The sequence below is a fragment of the Pseudomonas putida genome, assembly GCF_028682395.1.
Lineage (GTDB): Bacteria > Pseudomonadota > Gammaproteobacteria > Pseudomonadales > Pseudomonadaceae > Aquipseudomonas > Aquipseudomonas putida_AB.
Genome location: NZ_JANHLC010000003.1, coordinates 595,323 through 615,660 on the forward strand (window position 1 = coordinate 595,323; position 20,338 = coordinate 615,660).

Here is a 20,338-nt window from a genome sequence, read left to right on the forward strand (position 1 = left end):
ATTACTCGGCCATCGAAGAGGAACGGGAGGTAGGGACAGGTGGAACCGGGTCATAACCACCGGGATTCCACGGATGACAGCGACCTAGACGACGAAAGGTCAGCCAGCCACCACGCAGTAGGCCATGGTTTTCAATGGCTTCGTATGCGTAGCAGGAACAACTGGGGTAGAAACGACAGTGACTGGCCATCAGGGGACTAATGGCGTAGCGGTAAAACTGGATCGGAACGAGTGCCAGTTTACGCATCGGGACTGTCTACCCCTGCAGTTTCGGGTTTTGCCGCTGGTACTGGCTTGTTACGGGCCAGACGCTTCCAGAGCTTGTCGAAATGCTGAATTAATTCGGGGTTTTCTACGTCCCCCAAACCTTTGCGCGCGACGATAACGATATCCCATCCAACCAGAATCTCCTGGTGGAGGCGAAACGATTCGCGCATCAGACGTTTGAGGCGGTTGCGCTGAACGGAGAGCTTGACGCTCTTCTTGCCGATCACGAGCCCCAAGCGGGGATGATCGAGCTCGTTATTGCGCGCAAGGAGCAGGAGATTTTTCCCCGGAACCTTGCCGGTGGGGGAGTCAAAGACTGCCTTGAAATGCCGGGGTGTCAGCAAACGCTTTTCCCGACTGTAGTCCTGACTCACCACCAGTGCCGGATTATCAAACTGCCAGACGAGCGCGACCTTTGGCGCGACGACGCGACAGGACGGCACGACCGTTCTTGGTGGCCATGCGAGCACGGAAGCCGTGAGTGCGGGCGCGTTTGATAGTGCTTGGTTGGAAAGTACGTTTCATGGCGTTGCTACCTGGTTCGTCACAACGGGCCGGAATGGCCCCCGTTTTAAGAGACCGGCGATTCTAGAGAAAGCAAGCCTCTAGGTCAATTTCCAACCAGCTTTTCCTTTCATCTAGGTATTGGAGGATTGGGCAGACTGCGCGAGGGTTCAGCCAGCTTAGACATAGATATAAAGAAGGGACTTATTTTAAAGCTCTTCTGTAAAGCTTATAAAAGCTTATGCCGCCATTATCTGTGGATAACATTGAGTAGCCCTTTAAAACCGCACTGTACAGAGGATGACAAGTCTGTCGAGAAACGGTGCTCTGACTGTGCTGCGCTATCGGATAAGCTGTGGATGGAAAGGGTATTTATCCACAGGCGACTTACCCACAGAGTTCGACCCCCACTTTTACAACGAGCTTAGTGGTGGTTATCCACAGAGCTTATGCACATACCATTCGTCATAAATTTAAGCCTTAACGCGTTGATTCTTCATGGGCTATTGGCAACCTTCGTGTGGATAAGTCGGCCCCTGGCCGCTACAATGGCCGCTGTTTTTGCCTCACCGGCTTTCAACTTAGGGGATATCCGTGTCAGTGGAACTTTGGCAGCAGTGCGTGGAACTTCTGCGTGATGAGCTGCCTGCCCAACAATTCAACACCTGGATCCGTCCACTACAGGTCGAAGCCGAAGGCGACGAGTTGCGCGTGTATGCGCCCAACCGTTTCGTTCTCGACTGGGTCAATGAGAAGTACCTGGGCCGTCTGCTTGAACTGCTCAATGAGCATGGCAATGGCATGGCGCCGGCGCTGTCCTTATTAATAGGCAGCAAACGCAGCTCGGCCCCTCGTGCCGCCCCTAACGCACCTTTGGCCGCGGCCGCCTCGCAAGCCCAGGCAGCTGCCGCGGCGCCAGTCAGCGCGCCGGTGGCCACAGCGCCGGCCAAGCCCGCCGCACAAAAAGCCGTACAGCGCAACGAGGAAGAGCCTTCGCGTGACAGCTTTGACCCTATGGCCGGTGCCGCCTCGCAGCAGGCCCCCGTTCGGTCGGAGCAACGTACTGTCCAGGTCGAAGGTGCGCTCAAGCACACCAGTTACCTGAACCGGACCTTCACGTTTGAAAACTTCGTCGAAGGCAAGTCCAACCAGCTGGCGCGCGCAGCCGCCTGGCAGGTCGCAGACAACCCCAAGCATGGTTACAACCCACTCTTCCTGTATGGCGGTGTTGGTCTGGGTAAGACCCACTTGATGCATGCTGTGGGTAACCACCTATTAAAGAAGAACCCGAATGCCAAGGTCGTCTACCTGCATTCCGAGCGTTTCGTCGCCGATATGGTCAAGGCCCTGCAGCTGAATGCGATCAACGAGTTCAAGCGCTTCTACCGCTCGGTCGATGCATTGCTGATCGATGACATTCAGTTCTTCGCCCGTAAAGAGCGATCCCAGGAAGAGTTTTTCCACACCTTCAACGCCCTGCTGGAGGGCGGTCAGCAAGTGATTCTGACCAGCGACCGTTATCCCAAGGAAATCGAAGGCCTGGAAGAGCGGCTCAAGTCGCGCTTCGGCTGGGGCCTGACGGTTGCGGTCGAGCCGCCGGAGCTGGAGACCCGCGTGGCGATCCTGATGAAGAAGGCTGACCAGGCCAAGGTCGAGCTGCCTCACGATGCCGCCTTCTTCATTGCCCAGCGCATCCGTTCCAACGTCCGTGAGCTGGAAGGTGCGCTCAAGCGTGTGATTGCCCACTCACACTTTATGGGCCGCGAGATCACCATCGAGCTGATTCGCGAGTCGCTTAAAGACCTGCTGGCGCTGCAAGACAAACTGGTCAGTGTGGATAACATTCAGCGCACCGTCGCCGAGTACTACAAGATCAAGATTTCCGACCTGCTCTCCAAGCGCCGCTCGCGCTCGGTGGCACGTCCACGTCAGGTCGCCATGGCCTTGTCCAAGGAATTGACCAACCACAGCCTGCCGGAAATCGGCGATGTATTTGGCGGCCGCGATCACACTACGGTCTTGCACGCATGCCGCAAGATCAATGAACTTAAGGAATCCGACGCGGATATTCGCGAGGACTACAAGAACCTGCTGCGTACACTGACTACTTGATGAACTCCGCGCAGCTTATTAAGGCAAGGGACTAGACCATGCATTTCACCATTCAACGCGAAGCCCTGTTGAAACCCCTGCAACTGGTCGCAGGTGTCGTCGAGCGCCGACAGACCTTGCCGGTACTCTCTAACGTGCTGCTGGTTGTCGAAGGCCAGCAGCTCTCGCTCACAGGCACCGACCTTGAAGTCGAGCTGGTGGGTCGCGTCCAGCTGGAAGAGCCCGCAGAGCCAGGCGAAATCACTGTCCCGGCCCGCAAGCTGATGGACATCTGCAAAAGCCTGCCTAACGACGCTCTCATCGATATCAAGGTCGACGAGCAGAAGTTGGTGGTCAAGGCCGGCCGTAGCCGCTTTACCCTGTCCACGCTGCCAGCCAACGATTTCCCTACTGTCGAAGAAGGCCCGGGCTCGCTGACCTGTAGCCTGGAGCAAAGCAAGCTGCGCCGCCTGATCGAGCGCACCAGCTTTGCCATGGCCCAGCAGGATGTTCGCTACTATCTCAATGGCATGTTGCTGGAAGTCTCTGCCGGGATCATCCGTGCAGTCGCGACTGACGGCCACCGCCTGGCCATGTGCTCGATGCAGGCCGATATCGGTCAGCCGGACCGCCATCAGGTCATCGTGCCGCGCAAGGGTATCCTCGAGCTGGCACGCCTGCTGACCGAGCCAGATGGCAATGTGAGCATCGTTCTGGGGCAGCACCATATCCGTGCGACCACCGGCGAGTTCACCTTTACCTCCAAGCTGGTTGACGGAAAATTCCCTGACTACGAGCGTGTGCTGCCCAAAGGTGGCGACAAGCTGGTCCTTGGCGACCGCCAGGCCCTGCGCGAAGCCTTTAGCCGTACCGCCATTCTTTCCAACGAGAAGTACCGTGGCATCCGCCTGCAGTTGGCCAATGGCCAATTGAAGATCCAGGCGAACAACCCGGAACAGGAAGAGGCAGAAGAGGAAGTGGGCGTTGACTACAACGGCGGCTCCCTGGAGATTGGTTTCAACGTGAGCTACCTGCTCGACGTCCTGGGCGTGATGACCACTGAGCAAGTGCGTCTGATCCTGTCCGACTCCAACAGCAGCGCCCTGGTGCAGGAATCGGATAACGATGACTCCGCCTACGTTGTTATGCCGATGCGCCTGTAAGGACCGCGGCCACCTAATGTTCAGCCAGCGCTAGATGTCTCTCAGTCGCGTCATGGTCACCGCGGTGCGCAACCTGCACCCGGTGACTATCTCCCCCTCTCCCCGCATCAACATCCTTTACGGCGCCAACGGCAGCGGAAAGACCAGTGTGTTGGAAGCTATCCATCTGCTGGGCCTCGCCCGTTCGTTTCGCAGTACCCGCTTGCTGCCTGTTATCCAGTATGACCAACTGGCTTGTACCGTGTTCGGGCAGGTCGAGCTGGCGGAAGGTGGCAGCAGCAACCTGGGGGTTTCCAGGGATCGCCAGGGCGAGTTTCAGATCCGTATTGACGGGCAAAACGCTCGCAGCGCAGCGCAGTTGGCGGAAATCCTGCCACTGCAGTTGATCAACCCGGACAGTTTTCGATTGCTCGAAGGTGCGCCGAAGATTCGGCGGCAGTTCCTCGATTGGGGCGTGTTCCACGTGGAACCGCGCTTTATGGCCACCTGGCAGCGGCTGCAGAAGGCCCTGCGGCAGCGGAACTCATGGCTGCGGCATGGTACACTTGACGCCGCTTCGCAGGCGGCCTGGGACCGGGAATTGTGCCTGGCCAGCGCCGAAATCGACGATTATCGCCGCGCTTATATCAAGGCTTTGAAACCAGTCTTTGAACAGACCCTGAGCGAGCTAGTTGAACTAGAAGGCTTAACGCTGAGCTATTACCGTGGTTGGGATAAGGATCGGGAGCTGGAAGCAGTTCTGGCAACGTCCCTCCAACGGGATCAGCAAATGGGTCATACCCAGGCAGGCCCCCAACGTGCTGATTTGCGCCTTAGGTTAGGTGCTCATAATGCAGCGGATATCTTGTCCCGCGGTCAGCAGAAGTTGGTGGTCTGTGCATTGCGTATCGCCCAGGGGCATCTGGTCAGCCAGGCCCGGCGTGGTCAATGCATTTACCTGGTGGATGACTTGCCGTCCGAACTGGACGATCAGCATCGCCGCGCACTATGTCGCTTGCTTGAAGAATTACGCTGCCAGGTTTTTATCACCTGTGTAGATCACGAATTATTGAGGGAAGGCTGGCAGACGGAAACGCCAGTTGCGCTGTTCCACGTGGAACAGGGCTGTATCACCCAGACCCACGACCATCGGGAGTGAAGGCATGAGCGAAGAAAACACGTACGACTCAACCAGCATCAAAGTGCTGAAAGGCCTGGATGCCGTACGCAAACGTCCCGGTATGTACATTGGTGACACCGACGATGGCAGCGGTCTGCACCACATGGTGTTCGAGGTGGTCGACAACTCTATCGACGAAGCGCTGGCCGGCCACTGCGACGAAATCAGCATCATCATCCACCCGGACGAATCCATCACCGTGCGCGACAACGGCCGTGGTATCCCGGTTGATGTGCATAAAGAAGAAGGCGTTTCCGCCGCCGAGGTCATCATGACCGTGCTTCACGCCGGCGGTAAGTTCGATGACAACTCCTACAAGGTTTCCGGCGGTCTGCACGGCGTAGGTGTTTCGGTAGTGAACGCCCTGTCCGAACTGCTGGTCCTGACGGTTCGCCGTAGCGGCAAAATCTGGGAGCAGACCTACGTCCATGGTGTTCCGCAGGCGCCAATGGCTATCGTTGGCGACAGCGAAACCACAGGCACGCAGATTCACTTCAAGGCCTCCAGCGAGACCTTCAAGAATATTCACTTCAGCTGGGACATCCTGGCCAAGCGTATTCGTGAACTGTCCTTCCTGAACTCCGGTGTGGGTATCGTCCTCAAGGACGAGCGCAGCGGTAAGGAAGAACTGTTCAAGTACGAAGGCGGCCTGCGTGCCTTCGTCGAATACCTGAATACCAACAAGACGGCGGTCAACCAGGTATTCCACTTCAATGTTCAGCGTGAAGACGGCATCGGCGTGGAAATCGCCCTGCAGTGGAACGACAGCTTCAACGAGAACCTGTTGTGCTTCACCAACAACATTCCTCAGCGTGATGGCGGTACTCACCTGGTGGGTTTCCGTTCCGCACTGACCCGTAACCTGAACACCTATATCGAACAGGAAGGCCTAGCGAAGAAGCACAAAGTCGCCACCACCGGTGACGATGCCCGTGAAGGTCTGACCGCGATTATTTCGGTCAAGGTGCCGGATCCGAAGTTCAGCTCCCAGACCAAGGACAAGCTGGTTTCTTCGGAAGTGAAGACCGCGGTCGAACAGGAAATGGGCAAGTACTTCTCCGACTTCCTGTTGGAAAATCCGAACGAAGCCAAGCTGGTCGTCGGCAAGATGATCGATGCGGCCCGTGCCCGTGAAGCGGCGCGCAAGGCCCGTGAGATGACCCGTCGTAAAGGTGCGCTGGATATTGCCGGCCTGCCGGGCAAACTGGCGGACTGCCAGGAAAAGGACCCTGCCCTTTCCGAACTCTACCTGGTGGAAGGTGACTCTGCTGGCGGTTCCGCCAAGCAGGGTCGTAACCGTCGCACCCAGGCGATCCTGCCGTTGAAGGGCAAGATCCTCAACGTCGAGAAGGCCCGCTTCGACAAGATGATCTCCTCCCAGGAGGTGGGCACCCTGATCACCGCCCTGGGCTGTGGCATCGGTCGCGAAGAGTACAACATCGACAAACTGCGTTATCACAACATCATCATCATGACCGATGCTGACGTCGACGGTTCGCACATCCGTACCCTGCTGCTGACGTTCTTCTTCCGCCAGCTCCCCGAGCTGATTGAGCGCGGCTATATCTACATCGCCCAGCCCCCGCTGTACAAAGTGAAGAAGGGCAAGCAGGAGCAGTACATCAAAGACGACGACGCCATGGAAGAATACATGACGCAGTCGGCGCTGGAAGATGCCAGCCTGCACCTCAACGAAGAAGCCCCGGGCATCTCCGGCGAGGCGCTGGAGCGTCTGGTCTATGACTTCCGCATGGTGATGAAGACGCTCAAGCGCCTGTCGCGCCTGTACCCGCAGGAGCTGACCGAGCACTTTATCTACCTGCCAGCGGTCAGCCTGGAGCAACTGGGCGATCACGCCGCAATGCAGGAATGGCTGTCTCTGTATGAAGCGCGCCTGCGCAACAACGAGAAGTCCGGTCTGGTCTACAAGGCCAGCCTGCGCGAAGACCGCGAGCGCAATGTCTGGCTGCCAGAGGTCGAACTGATCTCCCACGGTCTGTCCAACTACGTCACCTTCAACCGCGACTTCTTTGGTAGCAACGACTATAAAACCGTTGTCACCCTCGGCGCGCAATTGAGCACGTTGCTCGATGAAGGCGCCTACGTACAACGTGGCGAACGCAAGAAGGCTGTGACCGAGTTCAAGGAAGCCCTGGACTGGTTGATGACAGAGAGCACCAAGCGCCACACCATCCAGCGCTATAAAGGTCTGGGTGAGATGAACCCGGATCAGCTGTGGGAAACCACCATGGACCCAACCGTGCGCCGCATGCTCAAGGTGACGATCGAAGACGCCATTGGCGCCGACCAGATCTTCAACACCTTGATGGGCGACGCGGTAGAGCCGCGCCGTGAGTTTATCGAGAGCAATGCCCTGGCGGTGTCCAACCTGGACTTCTGATTGCCGGCAGTGAGTGCCTGAAGGGCTTGCTTATCTTCGCAGTGCTGTTCCTTCGAGGATTGCTGGCTAATCCTTGAGGGGCAAGAAAATCCGGAATCTGATAAGGGTTCCGGATTTTTTTTGCCTGGCGTACAGAGTTACAGCACACACCTGTCTTGCCTGTTCTCCTATCCGTCGCAGCCACTCTGTGCTGATGGGAGGCAGACCGAGGCGTTGCAATGGCAACGGCTGCGCGCTGGAAGCCGGCGCCGCGGTGCTCAAGAAGGATATGCTCGCGGCCGACGGTATTCGCAATAAAAAAGGGAGCCGATGGCTCCCTTATTAAGTACCTGAGTTGACGCTTAGAACGGCTTTCTCAGATTGAACAACATCGATTGCGCCTTCTGTGCGCCCGAGCTCAGGGTGTACTGATACTCCATGTTCAGGCTGAAGTTGCTCTCGGTAAGCAAGCCAAGACCCAGGCCGAACACGCCACGATCCTGGCCAAGGGCGTCGAGTTTGACGTGGTACAGCGCACCGTCGCCGCTGACGCCGGCATAGCGCATCGCTGCATCCCCGGCTCCCTGGAAGTCGTGCTGGTACTCAATCCGCAGGCTTGGCGTGAGGATACCGATGCCCGTGGACCGTGCGTACTCGCTTCGCACGCCCAGGCTGGTGCTGGTGGTTTTCACCTTCTGCTCGTCATAGCTCAGGGTGAACATCTCATCGCCACGTTCACGGTACTTGTCGAGTGTCGCGTTGGCGAGGTCAAGACGAGCGTAGGGCGAGAGCAGCCAGTTTTCCTGGCGATACTCATAACCGGCCGCCAGCGAGAGGAAGACCTGGCTGCCGTCACGGTCGCCATTGACCATCCCGGCGGTGTCGGTGACATAACGGCGATTGTTGAAGGTCAGGCGCTGGTAACCCAGCACCCCGTCCAAATAGATGTTCTCGAATGGCCGGTAGCTGCCATACAGCGCCAGGCTGTAGCTGTCGGCCTGACTACGGCTACCGTTATCGCCGATATCGGTTTTGTCGTGGCCATAACCAAAGCCCAGGCCTACGGTCAGGTTGGGGGCCAGGCGGTAGTCCGCGCCCACGGACAAGCCCGAAGTGACGAACTCCTGATCCTGGCCCGATTTGCCGCTGGAGTCGTCACCCATGCTGATGGTGCCGCTGGTCCAGAATGCCAAGGGAGAGGTTGGTGCGTTGGCTGACTGGTTTCCGAGTTCCGGGGTCAGCTCGCCGGCCGAGTTTTTCTTCAGGGCTTGCGTGGGTTGGTTCGTCAGCCTGTTGCTCTGGTTCAAGCGCAGCGACTGATCGGACTGCAGTTTGGCGCTTTGGATCTGCATCCACTGGTCGATGCCAGTGGGGTCATCGCTCAGGTTCTGGCGCTGACGCTGGCGTTGCAGGCTGGCTGACGTCAGGGTGAAGCCATTGCTGAACGAACTGACGTTGCCTGCGTGCAGGGCCTCCAGGCGTTGCTGGAAGTTGCTGATCTGACCGCTGGCGAAGCGTCGGCTGCTGTTGGCCTGGGCATTGATCAAGCCTTGCACCTCGGCGTCCTTGGACGGATCACTGCGCGAGCTGAGGCTGATAGTGATCACGCCAGGGTTTGAGGTGCTGGAGGCATTGCTCAGGGTATAGGTCAGGGTGACCAGACCGCTGGCATCCGGATTGGGCACGAATCGCAGGCTGTAGTTATTACCGGGAGCAGGTGCCGCCAGCATTCTCATCCTGGCAGCGCCACCACCCACAGCACTGATCGTCGCGGTGCCGGCGTTCGCCGGGACCATGGAGATCAGGTTGGCCCCGGTGAATGGGCCCCCCGTAGCGTTACTTGTCAAATTGATCACTACCGGTTGGCCAGGGGCAGCACTGTTGATGGACTGTGTTGGGGCCACCGGGATTTCATTGGCGACTCTCAGGGTGTAGCTCTGCGTGAGGGTCTCCGGTGCCCCGCCACTGTTATCACTGGCCATGATCGTGAACGGGAAGTCGCCACTTTCGGTGGGCTCGCCTGTTAGCGTGGCTGTGCTGGCGTTCCAGACCACCCCGGCGGGTAACGCACCGGTCTGTGCGAAGGTATAAGGCGCTAGGCCTCCGCTGGCGGTGAAGGTCTGCGAGAACGCAGTACCGGAGGTTGCGTTGAATGTTGTGGCCCCCGGGGAGAGGGTCAGTGCCGAAGCGGCGTTGACCGTCAGCGTAAAGGTTGCAGGATGAGTGAAAGGCCCGTCGCCCGTGCTGCTGTCCCGCGCGCTGACGGTGATCGAGAAGCTGCCGGCCTGGGTCGGGGTACCGGAGATGGTGACGCTGGTGGCCGTAGGATTGCTCACACTCAATCCACTCGGCAAGCCCAGGGCGGTGTAGCTGGAGTACGGTGCCTTACCGCCACTCCAGGTCAGGGTCTGGCTGTAAAGCACACCGCGAGTGGCAGTCCATGGGCCGGCTGGCGTGACGGTCTGCGTCGGTGGCGAAACGGTGATGGAGACCGTGGCGGGGGCGGAGGTGATTCCGTCCTTTGTCGCGCTATAGGTGAATGAATCCGCGCCCGAGTAGCCAGCGGTGGGTGTGTAGGTGATATCAGTGCCACTGGCGGTGGCGGAGCCATGCGCGGGGTTTGACACGACCGACACTGAGGTCGGTGAGCCGCCTTTGAGATCCAGTGCAATCGTATTGTCTGAGCTGCCATAGGGGACAGTAGCGATGACGGCGCCAACCATGACATCGACAAAGGTGAACCGGTCCGCTGCACCAGTAGCACTGGTTCCGCCTGCCGTTGTCACCTGGATACTGACTGTGCCCGTACCGGCCGGGGAGGTGGCAGTGATCTGGGAGTCGTTGTTGACCGTGAATGCGGCGGCGGTTGCACCAAAGGTGACTACCGTCGCGTTGGTAAAGCCTGTCCCCATGATGGTGACGTGGGTGCCTCCGTCGGCCGGCCCGGTGGAGGTTGAAATGCTGTTCACCACCGGTGCCGCTACATAGGTGAACCTATCTGCCGCACTGGTGGCGCTGGTGCCGCCTGGCGTAATGACGGTTACATCGACTATGCCCGGGCTACCCGCCGGTGAGGTCGCGGTGATCTGCGTGTCATTGAGGAACGTAATGTTGTCAGCGGAAGTGGCGCCAAACTTCAAGCCCGTGGCCGTGAGAAAGCCTGATCCGGTAATCGTGACACTGGTGCCGCCCCCTGCTGGTCCGCGGTTCGGGGAAACCCCGTTGATCACTGGCACAGCACTGGGTGTGGCCGGGCTAGAGTCCGCCGATGCGCTGCCGCTGCCAACGGCGTTAGTGGCGGTGACGCTGAAGATATACGCGGTGCCGTTACTCAGACCGTTTACGATAATCGGGCTATTGCTCCCGGAGCCGGTGAAATTACCGGGAGTGGACGTGACGGTATAGCTGGTGATCGAGCTGCCGCCGTTGTTGGCTGGCGGGGTGAAACTCACCGAGGCCTGGCCGTTGCCAGTGGTGACTGCGCCTATCGTGGGTGCCAAGGGGACCACCGGGTTGACGGTGACAGTGACAGTGCCCGGGCTGGAAGTCCCCGCCGTGTTGGTCGCGGTATAGCTGAAGCTGTCCGAGCCGGCGAAACCGATGGTGGGGGTGTAGCTGATACTGTTGCCGCTGATGGTGGTTACACCGTGGCTGGCAGCGGTGGCTACCGCCACGCTAGTGGCCGCGCCGCCGCTCAAGGCGAGGGTGAGCGGATTGGCGGTGCTATTGGTTGAAACCGAAACGTTGACGGGGCCGGCGACCGGCGGCTGGATGGCCGCAGTGACTTTGACAGTAAAGGGCGAGGTATCGCTGTACGGTCCGCGGCCACCGGTTACGTCCGTGGACTTGAGGACAAAGCTGTAATCGCCTGTAGCGGTTGGCGTCCCGGACATTAAACCGCTGGTGGATACCAAGATGCCCGGCGGCAGGTTGCCAGACTCCACTGCATAACTATAAGGCGCGGTGCCGCCACTCGTGTTGAATTGATGGCTATAGGCTTGTGAAATGACACCTTGAGGCGGCGCAGGCGTGCTCGATATGGTCAGTGTCGCGAAGGCGATCGTGACTGAATAGTTTTTGATGGTGGTCAGCGGCGTGCCCGGCGTCGAGTCGGTGACCTTGACCGCAAAATCAAAGGAGTCGGATGCCCTTGGAATACCGGAAATGGTGCCGTTCGAGGTCAGGGTCAGGCCGGGAGGCAAGGTGTCGGTAGTCGTGTAGGTATAGGGGCCGACGCCCCCGGAAGCAGACATACTTACGCTGTAGGGCGTACCGATTGAGGGCGTCGATAAGCTCGCGGGTAGCACGCTGATGGGGGCGTTTGCGGGCAGGATGGTGACCGAGAAGCGGATATCGTTGGAGGCTTCATCCTGCAAGGTAAATGAGTCGGAGGTGGCTCCGTCGCCATTGTTCGTGTAGAACGCGATGCCGCTGCCGTTGAAGTCAAGGCCTGTTATCGTGCCGTGGGCAGGAGTCGGATGGTTATCCTGCAGGCCAAAAGGGCTGCAAGCCGATAAATCAATAGTGTGCTTGTCGCCCGAGGCGACCGTAAACGTCTGGTCCGGGGCGCAGATCTGGCTGTCGGCTGCCAGCGTTGGGTTCGCCCCCAGGGCCAGTAGCATCAGGCACAACGAGACGAACAGCAGCGAAAGGCCACGGCTTTCGCCTATGACGGTTCTGCGACCTGATCGCTGACGTTGGGACACCATTGAAAAAAGGGTCGCAAATGACCACTCCCGTATATCGGCTACCGCGCTGCCAGGACGCAACATACGTTCTCCCAATACAGATTTTTTTGCTTATTGTTAAAGAGGGTGGGACGGTTTCAGGGGAAGTCGGCTGTCAGCCTGGGGGAGGCAGTGGGGGCCGGTAGGCACCGCTTGATCGTCGAAGCATTGCTGTCCCCATCCTTAGGTAAACTCAAGCCCGACCAGAGGTGTGCCTGTCAGAGTGTTCAAGAAAACGGTCACGCGCTCACGAAGTGGCTTCCACTCAGCACGGGTTTTTGTGACTAATTATCTCGAAATTGCCTGATTGTGCGGGTATTGCCGAGGGTTGTCTGTAGTTCTATCAATGATTTCTAATTATTTTTGAACCAAAATGCAGTTTTCCTGTCCCGCGCGTTTTGCGAGCGGGCCTGATCTTTAAGGGACACCTCACGCCCATTTTTCACCCACCAGGACAGCCAAGGGACGGATCCGTCCTCAATAACCGTCTGTGCCGAACAGGTTTTTAGGGGAATGGTGCTGAAGAAAAGCGTCGAAAGTCGTCGCCTGAGACAGGTCGGCTCTGATGCCTGGCGCACATGCTGGGCTCTGTACCGAAAATGCTGTTTTGCCAGGCACAAAAAAGCCGGCATCAATGCCGGCTATTGAGTCGCTTAGAAAAACTTATGCACGTTTTTAATAAAACTGTAGCTTAAAGAAATAAGCTTATAAATCATTGGCTTAGTTACTGTTTACACCGATCAGAAAAAATCTTGTGCACACGTTATCCACAATTTTTTCAGACCGCAGCGCGCTCTTCATTGGCCGGAGTTGCAGGCAACGAACCCATCTCGCGCTGCGCCTGCTCATTCCAGGCCTGAACCCGGTCATTAAGCTCGGCAATGGCCCGTGGACCGGTGCCCTGGGCGTACATGGGAGCGCCGATAACCACCTGGATGGTGCCGGCACGTTTGGCCCAGCCTTCTTTTGGCCAGAACTTGCCGGCGTTGTGCGCCACCGGCAGGACGGGCAGCTCGGCATTCACTGCCAGGGCACTGCCGCTGCGCGAAAATTTGCCGACCTGGCCAAACGGGACGCGAGTGCCTTCGGGGAAAATAAGCACCCAGACATTGTCTTTGAGCAACTCGTCGCCCTTCTGTGCGACAACCTTGAGCGCGGCCTTGGGGTTATCCCGGTTGATCGCGATGGGTCGCAGCATGGCCATGGCCCAGCCAAAGAACGGCACGTAGAGCAGTTCCCGCTTGAGCACCTGGCTCAGGGGCTGGAAGTAGGCGGAGAGGAAGAAGGTCTCCCAGGTACTCTGGTGATTGGAAACGATGACGCAGGGCCGCTCGGGAACGTTCTCGGCGCCAATGACCTGGAACTTGATGCCCAGAAACGTCTTGGTCAGCCACAACGCGCAGCGGCACCAGTAGACGTTGATAAAGCGATAGCGCGCCTTGAAGGGCAGGAAAGGTGCGATGAAAAAGCTCAGGGAACACCACAGCAGGGAGCTGGTGCCCAGCAGCAGGTAAAAGAAGAAGATTCTGAATGCCTGCAGGATCGACATAGCGTCATTTACCGTTGCGAGCGCTGCCCGCCTGTTTGAAGCGCGCCTCGATTGCCTGGATAGGTCGTCGAAGGTGCTCTAGTTGTGGATAAGTTCTGCGGCAACCGCCGCCAGATCGTCAAAAATCAAAGTGCCCACCGGCAGGGATTTGGCCAGGGTCTTCTCGCCTTTTCCGGTTTTCACCAGAACAGGCTGAGAATCGACGGCCCGAGCGGCCTCCAGGTCACTCAGGCTGTCGCCGACAAACCACAGATGGCTCAGATCGGCACCGTAGTGCGCGGCAATGGCTTGCAGCATGCCGGGCTTGGGCTTGCGGCAGGCGCAGCCCTCGTCCGGACCATGGGGGCAATAGACCACGAGGCCGAGTTCGCCGCCCTGCTCCGCCACCAACCTGCGCAAGTGCGCGTGCATGGCGTCCAGGGTGGCGATGTCGTAGTAGCCGCGAGCGATGCCGGACTGGTTGGTGGCCACGGCCACCGTCCAGCCAGCCTTGCTCAGCTGTGCAATTGCGCTGATCGCGCCGGGCAGCGGGATCCACTCCTCCACCGACTTGATATACGCGTCGGAGTCGTAGTTGATCACCCCGTCCCGATCGAGAATCAGCAGCTTCACGGCCTCGTCCTTCATCGATCAGCCCAGCAAGGAGATATCGGCAACCCCGAGGAACAACCCGCGCAGGCGGGCCAGCAACGCATAGCGGTTGGCCCGCACGTTGGCATCTTCGGCATTGACCATCACGGCCTCGAAGAACGCATCGACCGGTTCACGCAGCGAGGCCAGGCGAGCCAGCGCTTCGTTGTACTGACGTGCGGCGGCCATCGGCTGCACGGCCTGGTCGGCCTGCTGGATCGCCGAGTACAGCGAGAACTCGTTGGCATTGTCGAAGTACTTCGGCTCGACCGTGGTCGCGATGCTGCCTTCGGTTTTGCTCAGCAGGTTCGACACGCGCTTGTTCACCGCAGCCAGGGCCGCGGCTTCAGGCAACTGGCGGAACTTCTGCACTGCCTGGACGCGTTGGTCGAAGTCCAGGGCCGAGCCCGGCTTCAGCGCCCGTACCGACAGGTAGGTCGCGACATCGACGCCTTCGTCTTCGTAACGCGCCCGCAGGCGATCGAAGATGAATTCCAGCACCTGCTCGGCCAGGCCGGCAGCCTTGACCTTGGCGCCAAAGGCGTTGACGGTGAATGCCACGGCTTCGGTCAGGTCCAGGTCGAGTTGCTTGTCGATCAGGATGCGCAGCACGCCGAGGGCGGCACGACGCAGGGCATAGGGGTCTTTGCTACCGGTGGGCAGCATGCCGATCCCGAAGATCCCGACCAGGGTATCGAGCTTGTCGGCGATGGCCACGGCGGCACCGGTCAGGGTGCTTGGCAGCTCAGCGCCCGCGCCACGAGGCATGTACTGCTCGTTCAGCGCCAAGGCGACATCCTGCGGCTCGCCATCGTTGAGTGCGTAGTAGTAGCCGGCAACGCCCTGCATTTCCGGGAACTCGCCGACCATTTCGGTGGCCAGGTCGCACTTGGACAGCAAGCCTGCGCGGGCAGCGCGCTGGGCATCGCCACCGATGCGTGGGGCAATGAAGGCGGCCAGTCGGGAAACCCGTTCGGCCTTGTCGAATACGCTGCCCAGCTTCTCCTGGAACACCACGTTCTGCAGGCGTAGGTTGAAATCCTCCAGGCGCTGCTTCTTGTCCTGCTTGAAGAAGAACTCGGCGTCGGTCAGGCGCGGGCGAACCACCTTCTCGTTACCGGAGATGATCTGCTGCGGGTCCTTGCTCTCGATGTTGGCCACGGTAATAAAACGTGGCAGCAACTTGCCGTCGGCATCTAGCAGGCAGAAGTACTTCTGGTTGTCCTGCATGGTGGTGATCAGCGCTTCCTGGGGCACATCGAGGAAACGCTCCTCGAACGAGCACACCAGTGGCACTGGCCACTCGACCAGCGCGGTCACTTCATCCAGCAAGTTAGGCGGCACGATGGCGGTGCCTTCCTGCAGGGTGGCCAGTTCGGCGGTGCGCTTGGCGATCAGTTCGCGACGCTCGTTGGCGTCGGCCAGGACGTAGGCGGCACGCAGATCGGCCAGGTAGTTGGCCGGCGCGCTGATGGTTACGTTCTCTGGATGGTGGAAGCGGTGACCACGCGAATCACGGCCGGCTTTCTGGGCCAGGATCGTGCAGTCGACCACCTGGTCGCCCAGCAGCATGACCAGCCACTGGGTTGGGCGGACAAACTCTTCCTTGCGGGCAGCCCAGCGCATGCGCTTGGGAATCGGCAGGTCGTTGAGCGAGTCCTCGACGATGGTCGGCAGCAGGCTGGCCGTCGGCTTGCCTTCGATGCGCTGGTTGTAGCGCAGCTTCGGGCCGCTCTGATCGATTTCGCTCAGGTCCACGCCACACTTCTTGGCGAAGCCCAGGGCAGCCTGGGTCGGGTTGCCGTCGGCATCGAAGGCGGCCTGACGTGGCGGGCCATCGAGGTTGATGCTGCGGTCCGGCTGCTGGGTGGCCAACTGAGTAATCAGGACTGCCAGGCGGCGCGGTGCGGCGTAGACCTGCTTGGTGGCATAGCTCAGGCCGGCGGCTTGCAGGCCTTTGTCGATCCCGGCCAGAAAGGCTTCGGCCAGGGTGTTCAGGGCCTTGGGTGGCAGCTCTTCGGTGCCCAGTTCAACCAGGAAATCTTCAGCACTCATTGCGCAGCCTCCAGCTTAGCCAACACTTCATCACGCAGATCCGGGGTTGCCATCGGGAAGCCCAGCTTGGCGCGCGCCAGCAGATAGGCCTGGGCGACCGAACGGGCCAGGGTGCGCACACGCAGGATGTACTGCTGGCGCGCGGTGACCGAGATGGCGCGGCGAGCATCGAGCAGGTTGAAGGTGTGCGACGCCTTGAGGACCATTTCATAGCTTGGCAGCGGCAGGGGCTGATCGAGCTCGATCAGGCGCTTGGCCTCGCTTTCGTAGAAATCGAACAGCTCGAAGAGCTTCTCGACGTTGGCGTGTTCGAAGTTGTAGGTCGACTGCTCGACTTCGTTCTGGTGGAACACGTCGCCATAGGTGACCTTGCCGAACGGGCCATCGGCCCAGACCAGGTCATAGACCGAATCGACACCCTGCAGGTACATCGCCAGACGTTCCAGGCCGTAGGTGATTTCGCCGGTGACCGGATAGCACTCGATGCCACCTGCTTGCTGGAAGTAGGTGAACTGGGTGACTTCCATACCGTTGAGCCAGACTTCCCAGCCCAGACCCCAGGCGCCGAGGGTCGGCGATTCCCAGTTGTCTTCGACGAAACGGATGTCGTGTACCAGTGGGTCCAGGCCTACGTGCTTCAGGGAGCCGAGGTACAGCTCCTGGAAGTTTTCCGGGTTCGGCTTGAGCACCACCTGGAACTGGTAGTAGTGCTGCAGGCGGTTCGGGTTTTCGCCGTAGCGGCCGTCAGTCGGGCGGCGGCTGGGCTGGACGTAGGCGGCGTTCCAGGTTTCCGGGCCGATGGCGCGCAGAAACGTGGCGGTATGAAAAGTGCCGGCGCCTACTTCCATATCGTAGGGCTGAAGCACCACACAACCTTGCTCGGCCCAGTACTGTTGGAGGGCGAGGATCAAGTCTTGGAAGGTGCGCACGGCTGGCGTAGGCTGGCTCACGAAATTCACCTGTGCTGGGGCTGCGAAAATAAAGAGCGGGAGTATACCCGATTCGACCGCGCCTCCACCCCCCTGGGAGCCCTTATGCCACGCTGCTTTTGGTGCAACGATGATCCTTTGTACATGGCCTATCACGATCAGGAGTGGGGCGTGCCGCTGCGCGATGCGCAACGGCTGTTCGAGTTACTGTTGCTCGAAGGGTTCCAGGCGGGGTTGTCCTGGATCACCATTTTGAAAAAGCGTGCGCGTTATCGCGAGGTGCTGTTCGGTTTCGATGTACAGCGCGTGGCCCAGTTGAGCGACGCCGAAATCGAGGATCTGATGCTCGATCCCGGGATCATCCGCAACCGTCTGAAACTCAATGCCGCCCGGCGCAACGCCGCGGCCTGGCTGGCGCTGGAGGATCCGGTGGAACTGCTTTGGTCGTTTGTCGGCGGGACGCCGAAGATCAATCACTTCCAGGGTCGTGGCGAGGTGCCGGCGGTGACGCCCGAAGCCGAGGCCATGAGCAAGGCCCTGAAAAAGCGCGGCTTCACCTTTGTCGGACCGACCATCTGCTACGCCTTTATGCAGGCCTCGGGCATGGTCATGGACCACACCACGGATTGTGATCGTTACGCGCAGCTGGCAAACCCGCGGTTACAATAATCGGCTGATGATTCGGACAACGACAGGAGTGACCTGTGGATAAGTTTAAAGGCGCCATGCTTGTGGGAGCATTGCGACTGTTTGCCCTGCTGCCGTGGGGGGCTGTGCAGGCGGTAGGTTCGGCGATTGGCTGGCTGATGTGGAAACTGCCCAACCGTTCCCGCGAGGTCGTGCGCATCAACCTAGCCAAGTGTTTCCCCGAGCTCGATCCGGTGGCTCGCGAGCGTCTGGTCGGGCAAAGCCTGATGGATATCGGCAAATCCCTGACCGAAAGCGCCTGCGCCTGGATCTGGCCGGCCCAGCGGTCGATTGCGCTGGTGCGCGAAGTCGAAGGTTTGGAAGTCCTCAAGGACGCACTGGCGTCGGGCAAGGGCGTGGTGGGCATCACCAGCCACCTGGGCAACTGGGAAGTGCTCAATCACTTCTATTGCAGTCAGTGCAAACCGATCATTTTCTACCGTCCGCCCAAGCTCAAGGCCGTGGACGAATTGTTGCGCAAGCAGCGCGTGCAACTGGGCAATCGCGTTGCTGCCTCGACCAAGGAGGGCATCCTCAGTGTGATCAAGGAAGTGCGCAAGGGCGGCGCCGTCGGTATCCCTGCCGATCCGGAACCGGCCGAATCCGCGGGGATCTTCGTGCCGTTTCTGGGTACCCAGGCGCTGACCAGCAAGTTCGTGCCGAACATGCTGGCGGGTGGCAAGGCGGTGGGTGTATTCCTGCATGCCATACGCCTGCCTGATGGCTCAGGTTTCAAGGTCATCCTCGAAGCCGCGCCCGAGGACATGTACAGCACCGATACCGCAACCTCGGCGGCGGCCATGAGCAAGGTGGTCGAGCGCTATGTGCGAGCCTACCCAAGCCAGTACATGTGGAGCATGAAGCGCTTCAAGAAGCGCCCTGCCGGTGAGGAGCGCTGGTACTGAGGTCAAGAATCCCCCGGGCCTTGGGCGCTAGCGCCCAAGGCCCGGCATTGCTCGCGGTGCGGGCCCTTGAAACGCTATCCTGTCGGCGTTTTCTCTTACCTAGACTGTGAACCGCCGAATGCCCAACTGGAATCATTACGTACAGCGCGTCCTCGAATTGATGAAGCGCTATCCAGGGGTGATCGCGCTGTTCGGTTTCTGCTCGGGGATCGGCAGTTTTATCCTGGTCGATCGCCAGCAGAAAATGGCCACCTGGATCGCCGCGATCATGCTGGTCAGTTGGCTCTGGCTGATGCTGGAGAACAGCTTTACGCAGTTGTTCAGCAAGGTCTTCAAGCGGGAGATCCCGCCGCCGCTGCTGCGCTACGCGACGCAGATGATTCATCAGGAAAGCCTGTTTTTCGTCCTGCCCTTCTTTTTTATCACCACCACCTGGAACAGCGGTCAGCTGGTCTTTACCGGCCTGCTGGGTGCTGCTGCATTGGTGTCGATTACCGATCCGCTTTATTACAAGTGGCTGGCGCCGCGCCGTTGGCTGTTTCTCGGGTTGCATACGCTGACGCTGTTCGCGGCCTTGCTGACCGCCCTGCCGATCATCCTGCACCTGACCACCGCGCAGAGTTACAAGCTGGCGCTGGGTATTGCGATGCTGCTGTCGTTTCCCAGCCTGGCCGTCAGCCTGCCGCTGCGCACCTGGCGTGGTTGGGTGATGGTGCTGGGCGTGACCCTGTCCATTGGCGGTGCCGGCTGGCTGCTGCGTTCATGGGTGCCGCCGGCGACCCTGTGGATGACCGATGTCGCCATCAGCACCCAGGTGCAGGGCCGGACCCCTGGCGACAGCCTGGAGCAGGTCAGTGCCGCCCAGTTGCGCAGCGCCGGTCTCTACGCTTTTACCGCGATCAACGCCCCGCGAGGGCTGAATGAGCGGATCTTCCATGTCTGGCAGTTCAACGGTAAGGAGGTCGACCGTATTGCCCTGGATATCCGCGGCGGGCGCAAGGAAGGCTATCGGGCCTGGACCCACAAGCAGAATTTCCCGGGCAACCCGGTGGGCAACTGGCAGGTCCGGGTGCTGACCGAAGACGGCCAGGTGATTGGCGTGTTGCGCTTTGAGGTGACCGACACAGATCAAGCCGGGAACCGGGCAAGCGGAGCAAACTGACAGGGATCGTGCTATTACTCCCACAGGTCGCAGGTATCTAGACGAAAGACATCTGTGAATTATCCACAGGCAAGGAGCTTTGGACCATTAACACACAGGCCGGCAATGCCCTCCTGGATACCACCAGTAA

The 20,338-nt window shown here is 59.5% G+C and carries 15 protein-coding genes; 7 read left to right on the forward strand and 8 right to left on the reverse strand.

The window, feature by feature from the left end; all coding sequences use genetic code 11:
* Position 1: 1 nt before the first annotated feature.
* From yidD to rpmH, 3 genes are read right to left on the reverse strand one after another with little or no spacing between them, the layout of a single operon-like run.
* The gene (yidD, locus tag NPS46_RS11095; protein WP_027901580.1) at positions 2-247 is read right to left on the reverse strand and encodes a membrane protein insertion efficiency factor YidD; all 246 of its coding nucleotides are present in this window, start codon (positions 245-247) and stop codon (positions 2-4) included.
* Complete coding sequence (gene rnpA, locus NPS46_RS11100; RefSeq protein WP_274107132.1) at positions 240-641, reverse strand: ribonuclease P protein component; 402 nt, start codon at positions 639-641, stop codon at positions 240-242. Before rnpA ends, yidD begins: the two co-directional genes overlap by 8 nt.
* Before the next feature lie 16 nt (positions 642-657).
* Complete coding sequence (gene rpmH, locus NPS46_RS11105) at positions 658-792, reverse strand: 50S ribosomal protein L34 (RefSeq protein ID WP_003213577.1); 135 nt, start codon at positions 790-792, stop codon at positions 658-660.
* A gap of 573 nt (positions 793-1,365) precedes the next feature.
* On the opposite strand from rpmH, the gene dnaA reads away from it, so the two are divergent.
* Genes dnaA through gyrB form a run of 4 tightly spaced genes read left to right on the forward strand, consistent with a single transcriptional unit; the run spans position 1,366 to position 7,585 of the window.
* Positions 1,366-2,883 (forward strand): chromosomal replication initiator protein DnaA, encoded by a 1,518-nt coding sequence (gene dnaA / locus NPS46_RS11110; RefSeq protein WP_274107011.1) that lies wholly within the window; start codon positions 1,366-1,368, stop codon positions 2,881-2,883.
* Between the two features lie 38 nt (positions 2,884-2,921).
* Entirely contained in the window at positions 2,922-4,025 is a 1,104-nt protein-coding gene (gene dnaN, locus NPS46_RS11115) for a DNA polymerase III subunit beta (protein WP_274107013.1), read from the forward strand.
* A gap of 34 nt (positions 4,026-4,059) precedes the next feature.
* Positions 4,060-5,163 carry a DNA replication/repair protein RecF gene (gene recF, locus NPS46_RS11120; RefSeq protein ID WP_274107015.1) on the forward strand — a complete coding sequence of 368 codons (1,104 nt, stop codon included), beginning with the start codon at positions 4,060-4,062 and terminating at the stop codon, positions 5,161-5,163.
* A gap of 4 nt (positions 5,164-5,167) precedes the next feature.
* The gene (gyrB, locus tag NPS46_RS11125; protein ID WP_274107017.1) at positions 5,168-7,585 is read left to right on the forward strand and encodes a DNA topoisomerase (ATP-hydrolyzing) subunit B; all 2,418 of its coding nucleotides are present in this window, start codon (positions 5,168-5,170) and stop codon (positions 7,583-7,585) included.
* A gap of 341 nt (positions 7,586-7,926) precedes the next feature.
* Here the strand turns inward: gyrB and NPS46_RS11130 are convergent, their stop codons facing one another.
* The 5 genes from NPS46_RS11130 to glyQ form a co-directional block, all read right to left on the reverse strand.
* Positions 7,927-12,186, reverse strand: a complete 4,260-nt coding sequence (locus NPS46_RS11130; protein ID WP_274107019.1) for an autotransporter domain-containing protein — start codon at positions 12,184-12,186, stop codon at positions 7,927-7,929.
* Positions 12,187-13,069: 883 nt separating this feature from the next.
* Positions 13,070-13,840, reverse strand: coding sequence for a lysophospholipid acyltransferase family protein (locus NPS46_RS11135; RefSeq protein ID WP_274107021.1), 771 nt, complete (start codon positions 13,838-13,840; stop codon positions 13,070-13,072).
* 78 nt (positions 13,841-13,918) lie between these two features.
* The gene (gene gmhB, locus NPS46_RS11140; RefSeq protein WP_274107023.1) at positions 13,919-14,467 is read right to left on the reverse strand and encodes a D-glycero-beta-D-manno-heptose 1,7-bisphosphate 7-phosphatase; all 549 of its coding nucleotides are present in this window, start codon (positions 14,465-14,467) and stop codon (positions 13,919-13,921) included.
* A gap of 3 nt (positions 14,468-14,470) precedes the next feature.
* On the reverse strand, positions 14,471-16,525 hold the full coding sequence (gene glyS / locus NPS46_RS11145; protein ID WP_274107025.1) for a glycine--tRNA ligase subunit beta: 2,055 nt from the start codon (positions 16,523-16,525) through the stop codon (positions 14,471-14,473).
* Positions 16,522-17,475 carry a glycine--tRNA ligase subunit alpha gene (glyQ, locus tag NPS46_RS11150; protein ID WP_003177094.1) on the reverse strand — a complete coding sequence of 318 codons (954 nt, stop codon included), beginning with the start codon at positions 17,473-17,475 and terminating at the stop codon, positions 16,522-16,524. The genes glyS and glyQ overlap by 4 nt, the downstream gene beginning before the upstream one ends.
* An 84-nt stretch (positions 17,476-17,559) precedes the next feature.
* Between glyQ and NPS46_RS11155 the strand changes: the two genes are divergently transcribed.
* The 3 genes from NPS46_RS11155 to NPS46_RS11165 all read left to right on the forward strand — a co-directional run bounded on the left by NPS46_RS11155 (position 17,560) and on the right by NPS46_RS11165 (position 20,208).
* Entirely contained in the window at positions 17,560-18,123 is a 564-nt protein-coding gene (locus NPS46_RS11155) for a DNA-3-methyladenine glycosylase I (protein ID WP_274107032.1), read from the forward strand.
* 35 nt (positions 18,124-18,158) lie between these two features.
* On the forward strand, positions 18,159-19,046 hold the full coding sequence (locus NPS46_RS11160) for a lysophospholipid acyltransferase (RefSeq protein WP_274107034.1): 888 nt from the start codon (positions 18,159-18,161) through the stop codon (positions 19,044-19,046).
* 118 nt (positions 19,047-19,164) lie between these two features.
* Positions 19,165-20,208 (forward strand): DUF5924 family protein, encoded by a 1,044-nt coding sequence (locus NPS46_RS11165; RefSeq protein ID WP_274107036.1) that lies wholly within the window; start codon positions 19,165-19,167, stop codon positions 20,206-20,208.
* Positions 20,209-20,338 lie beyond the last annotated feature (130 nt).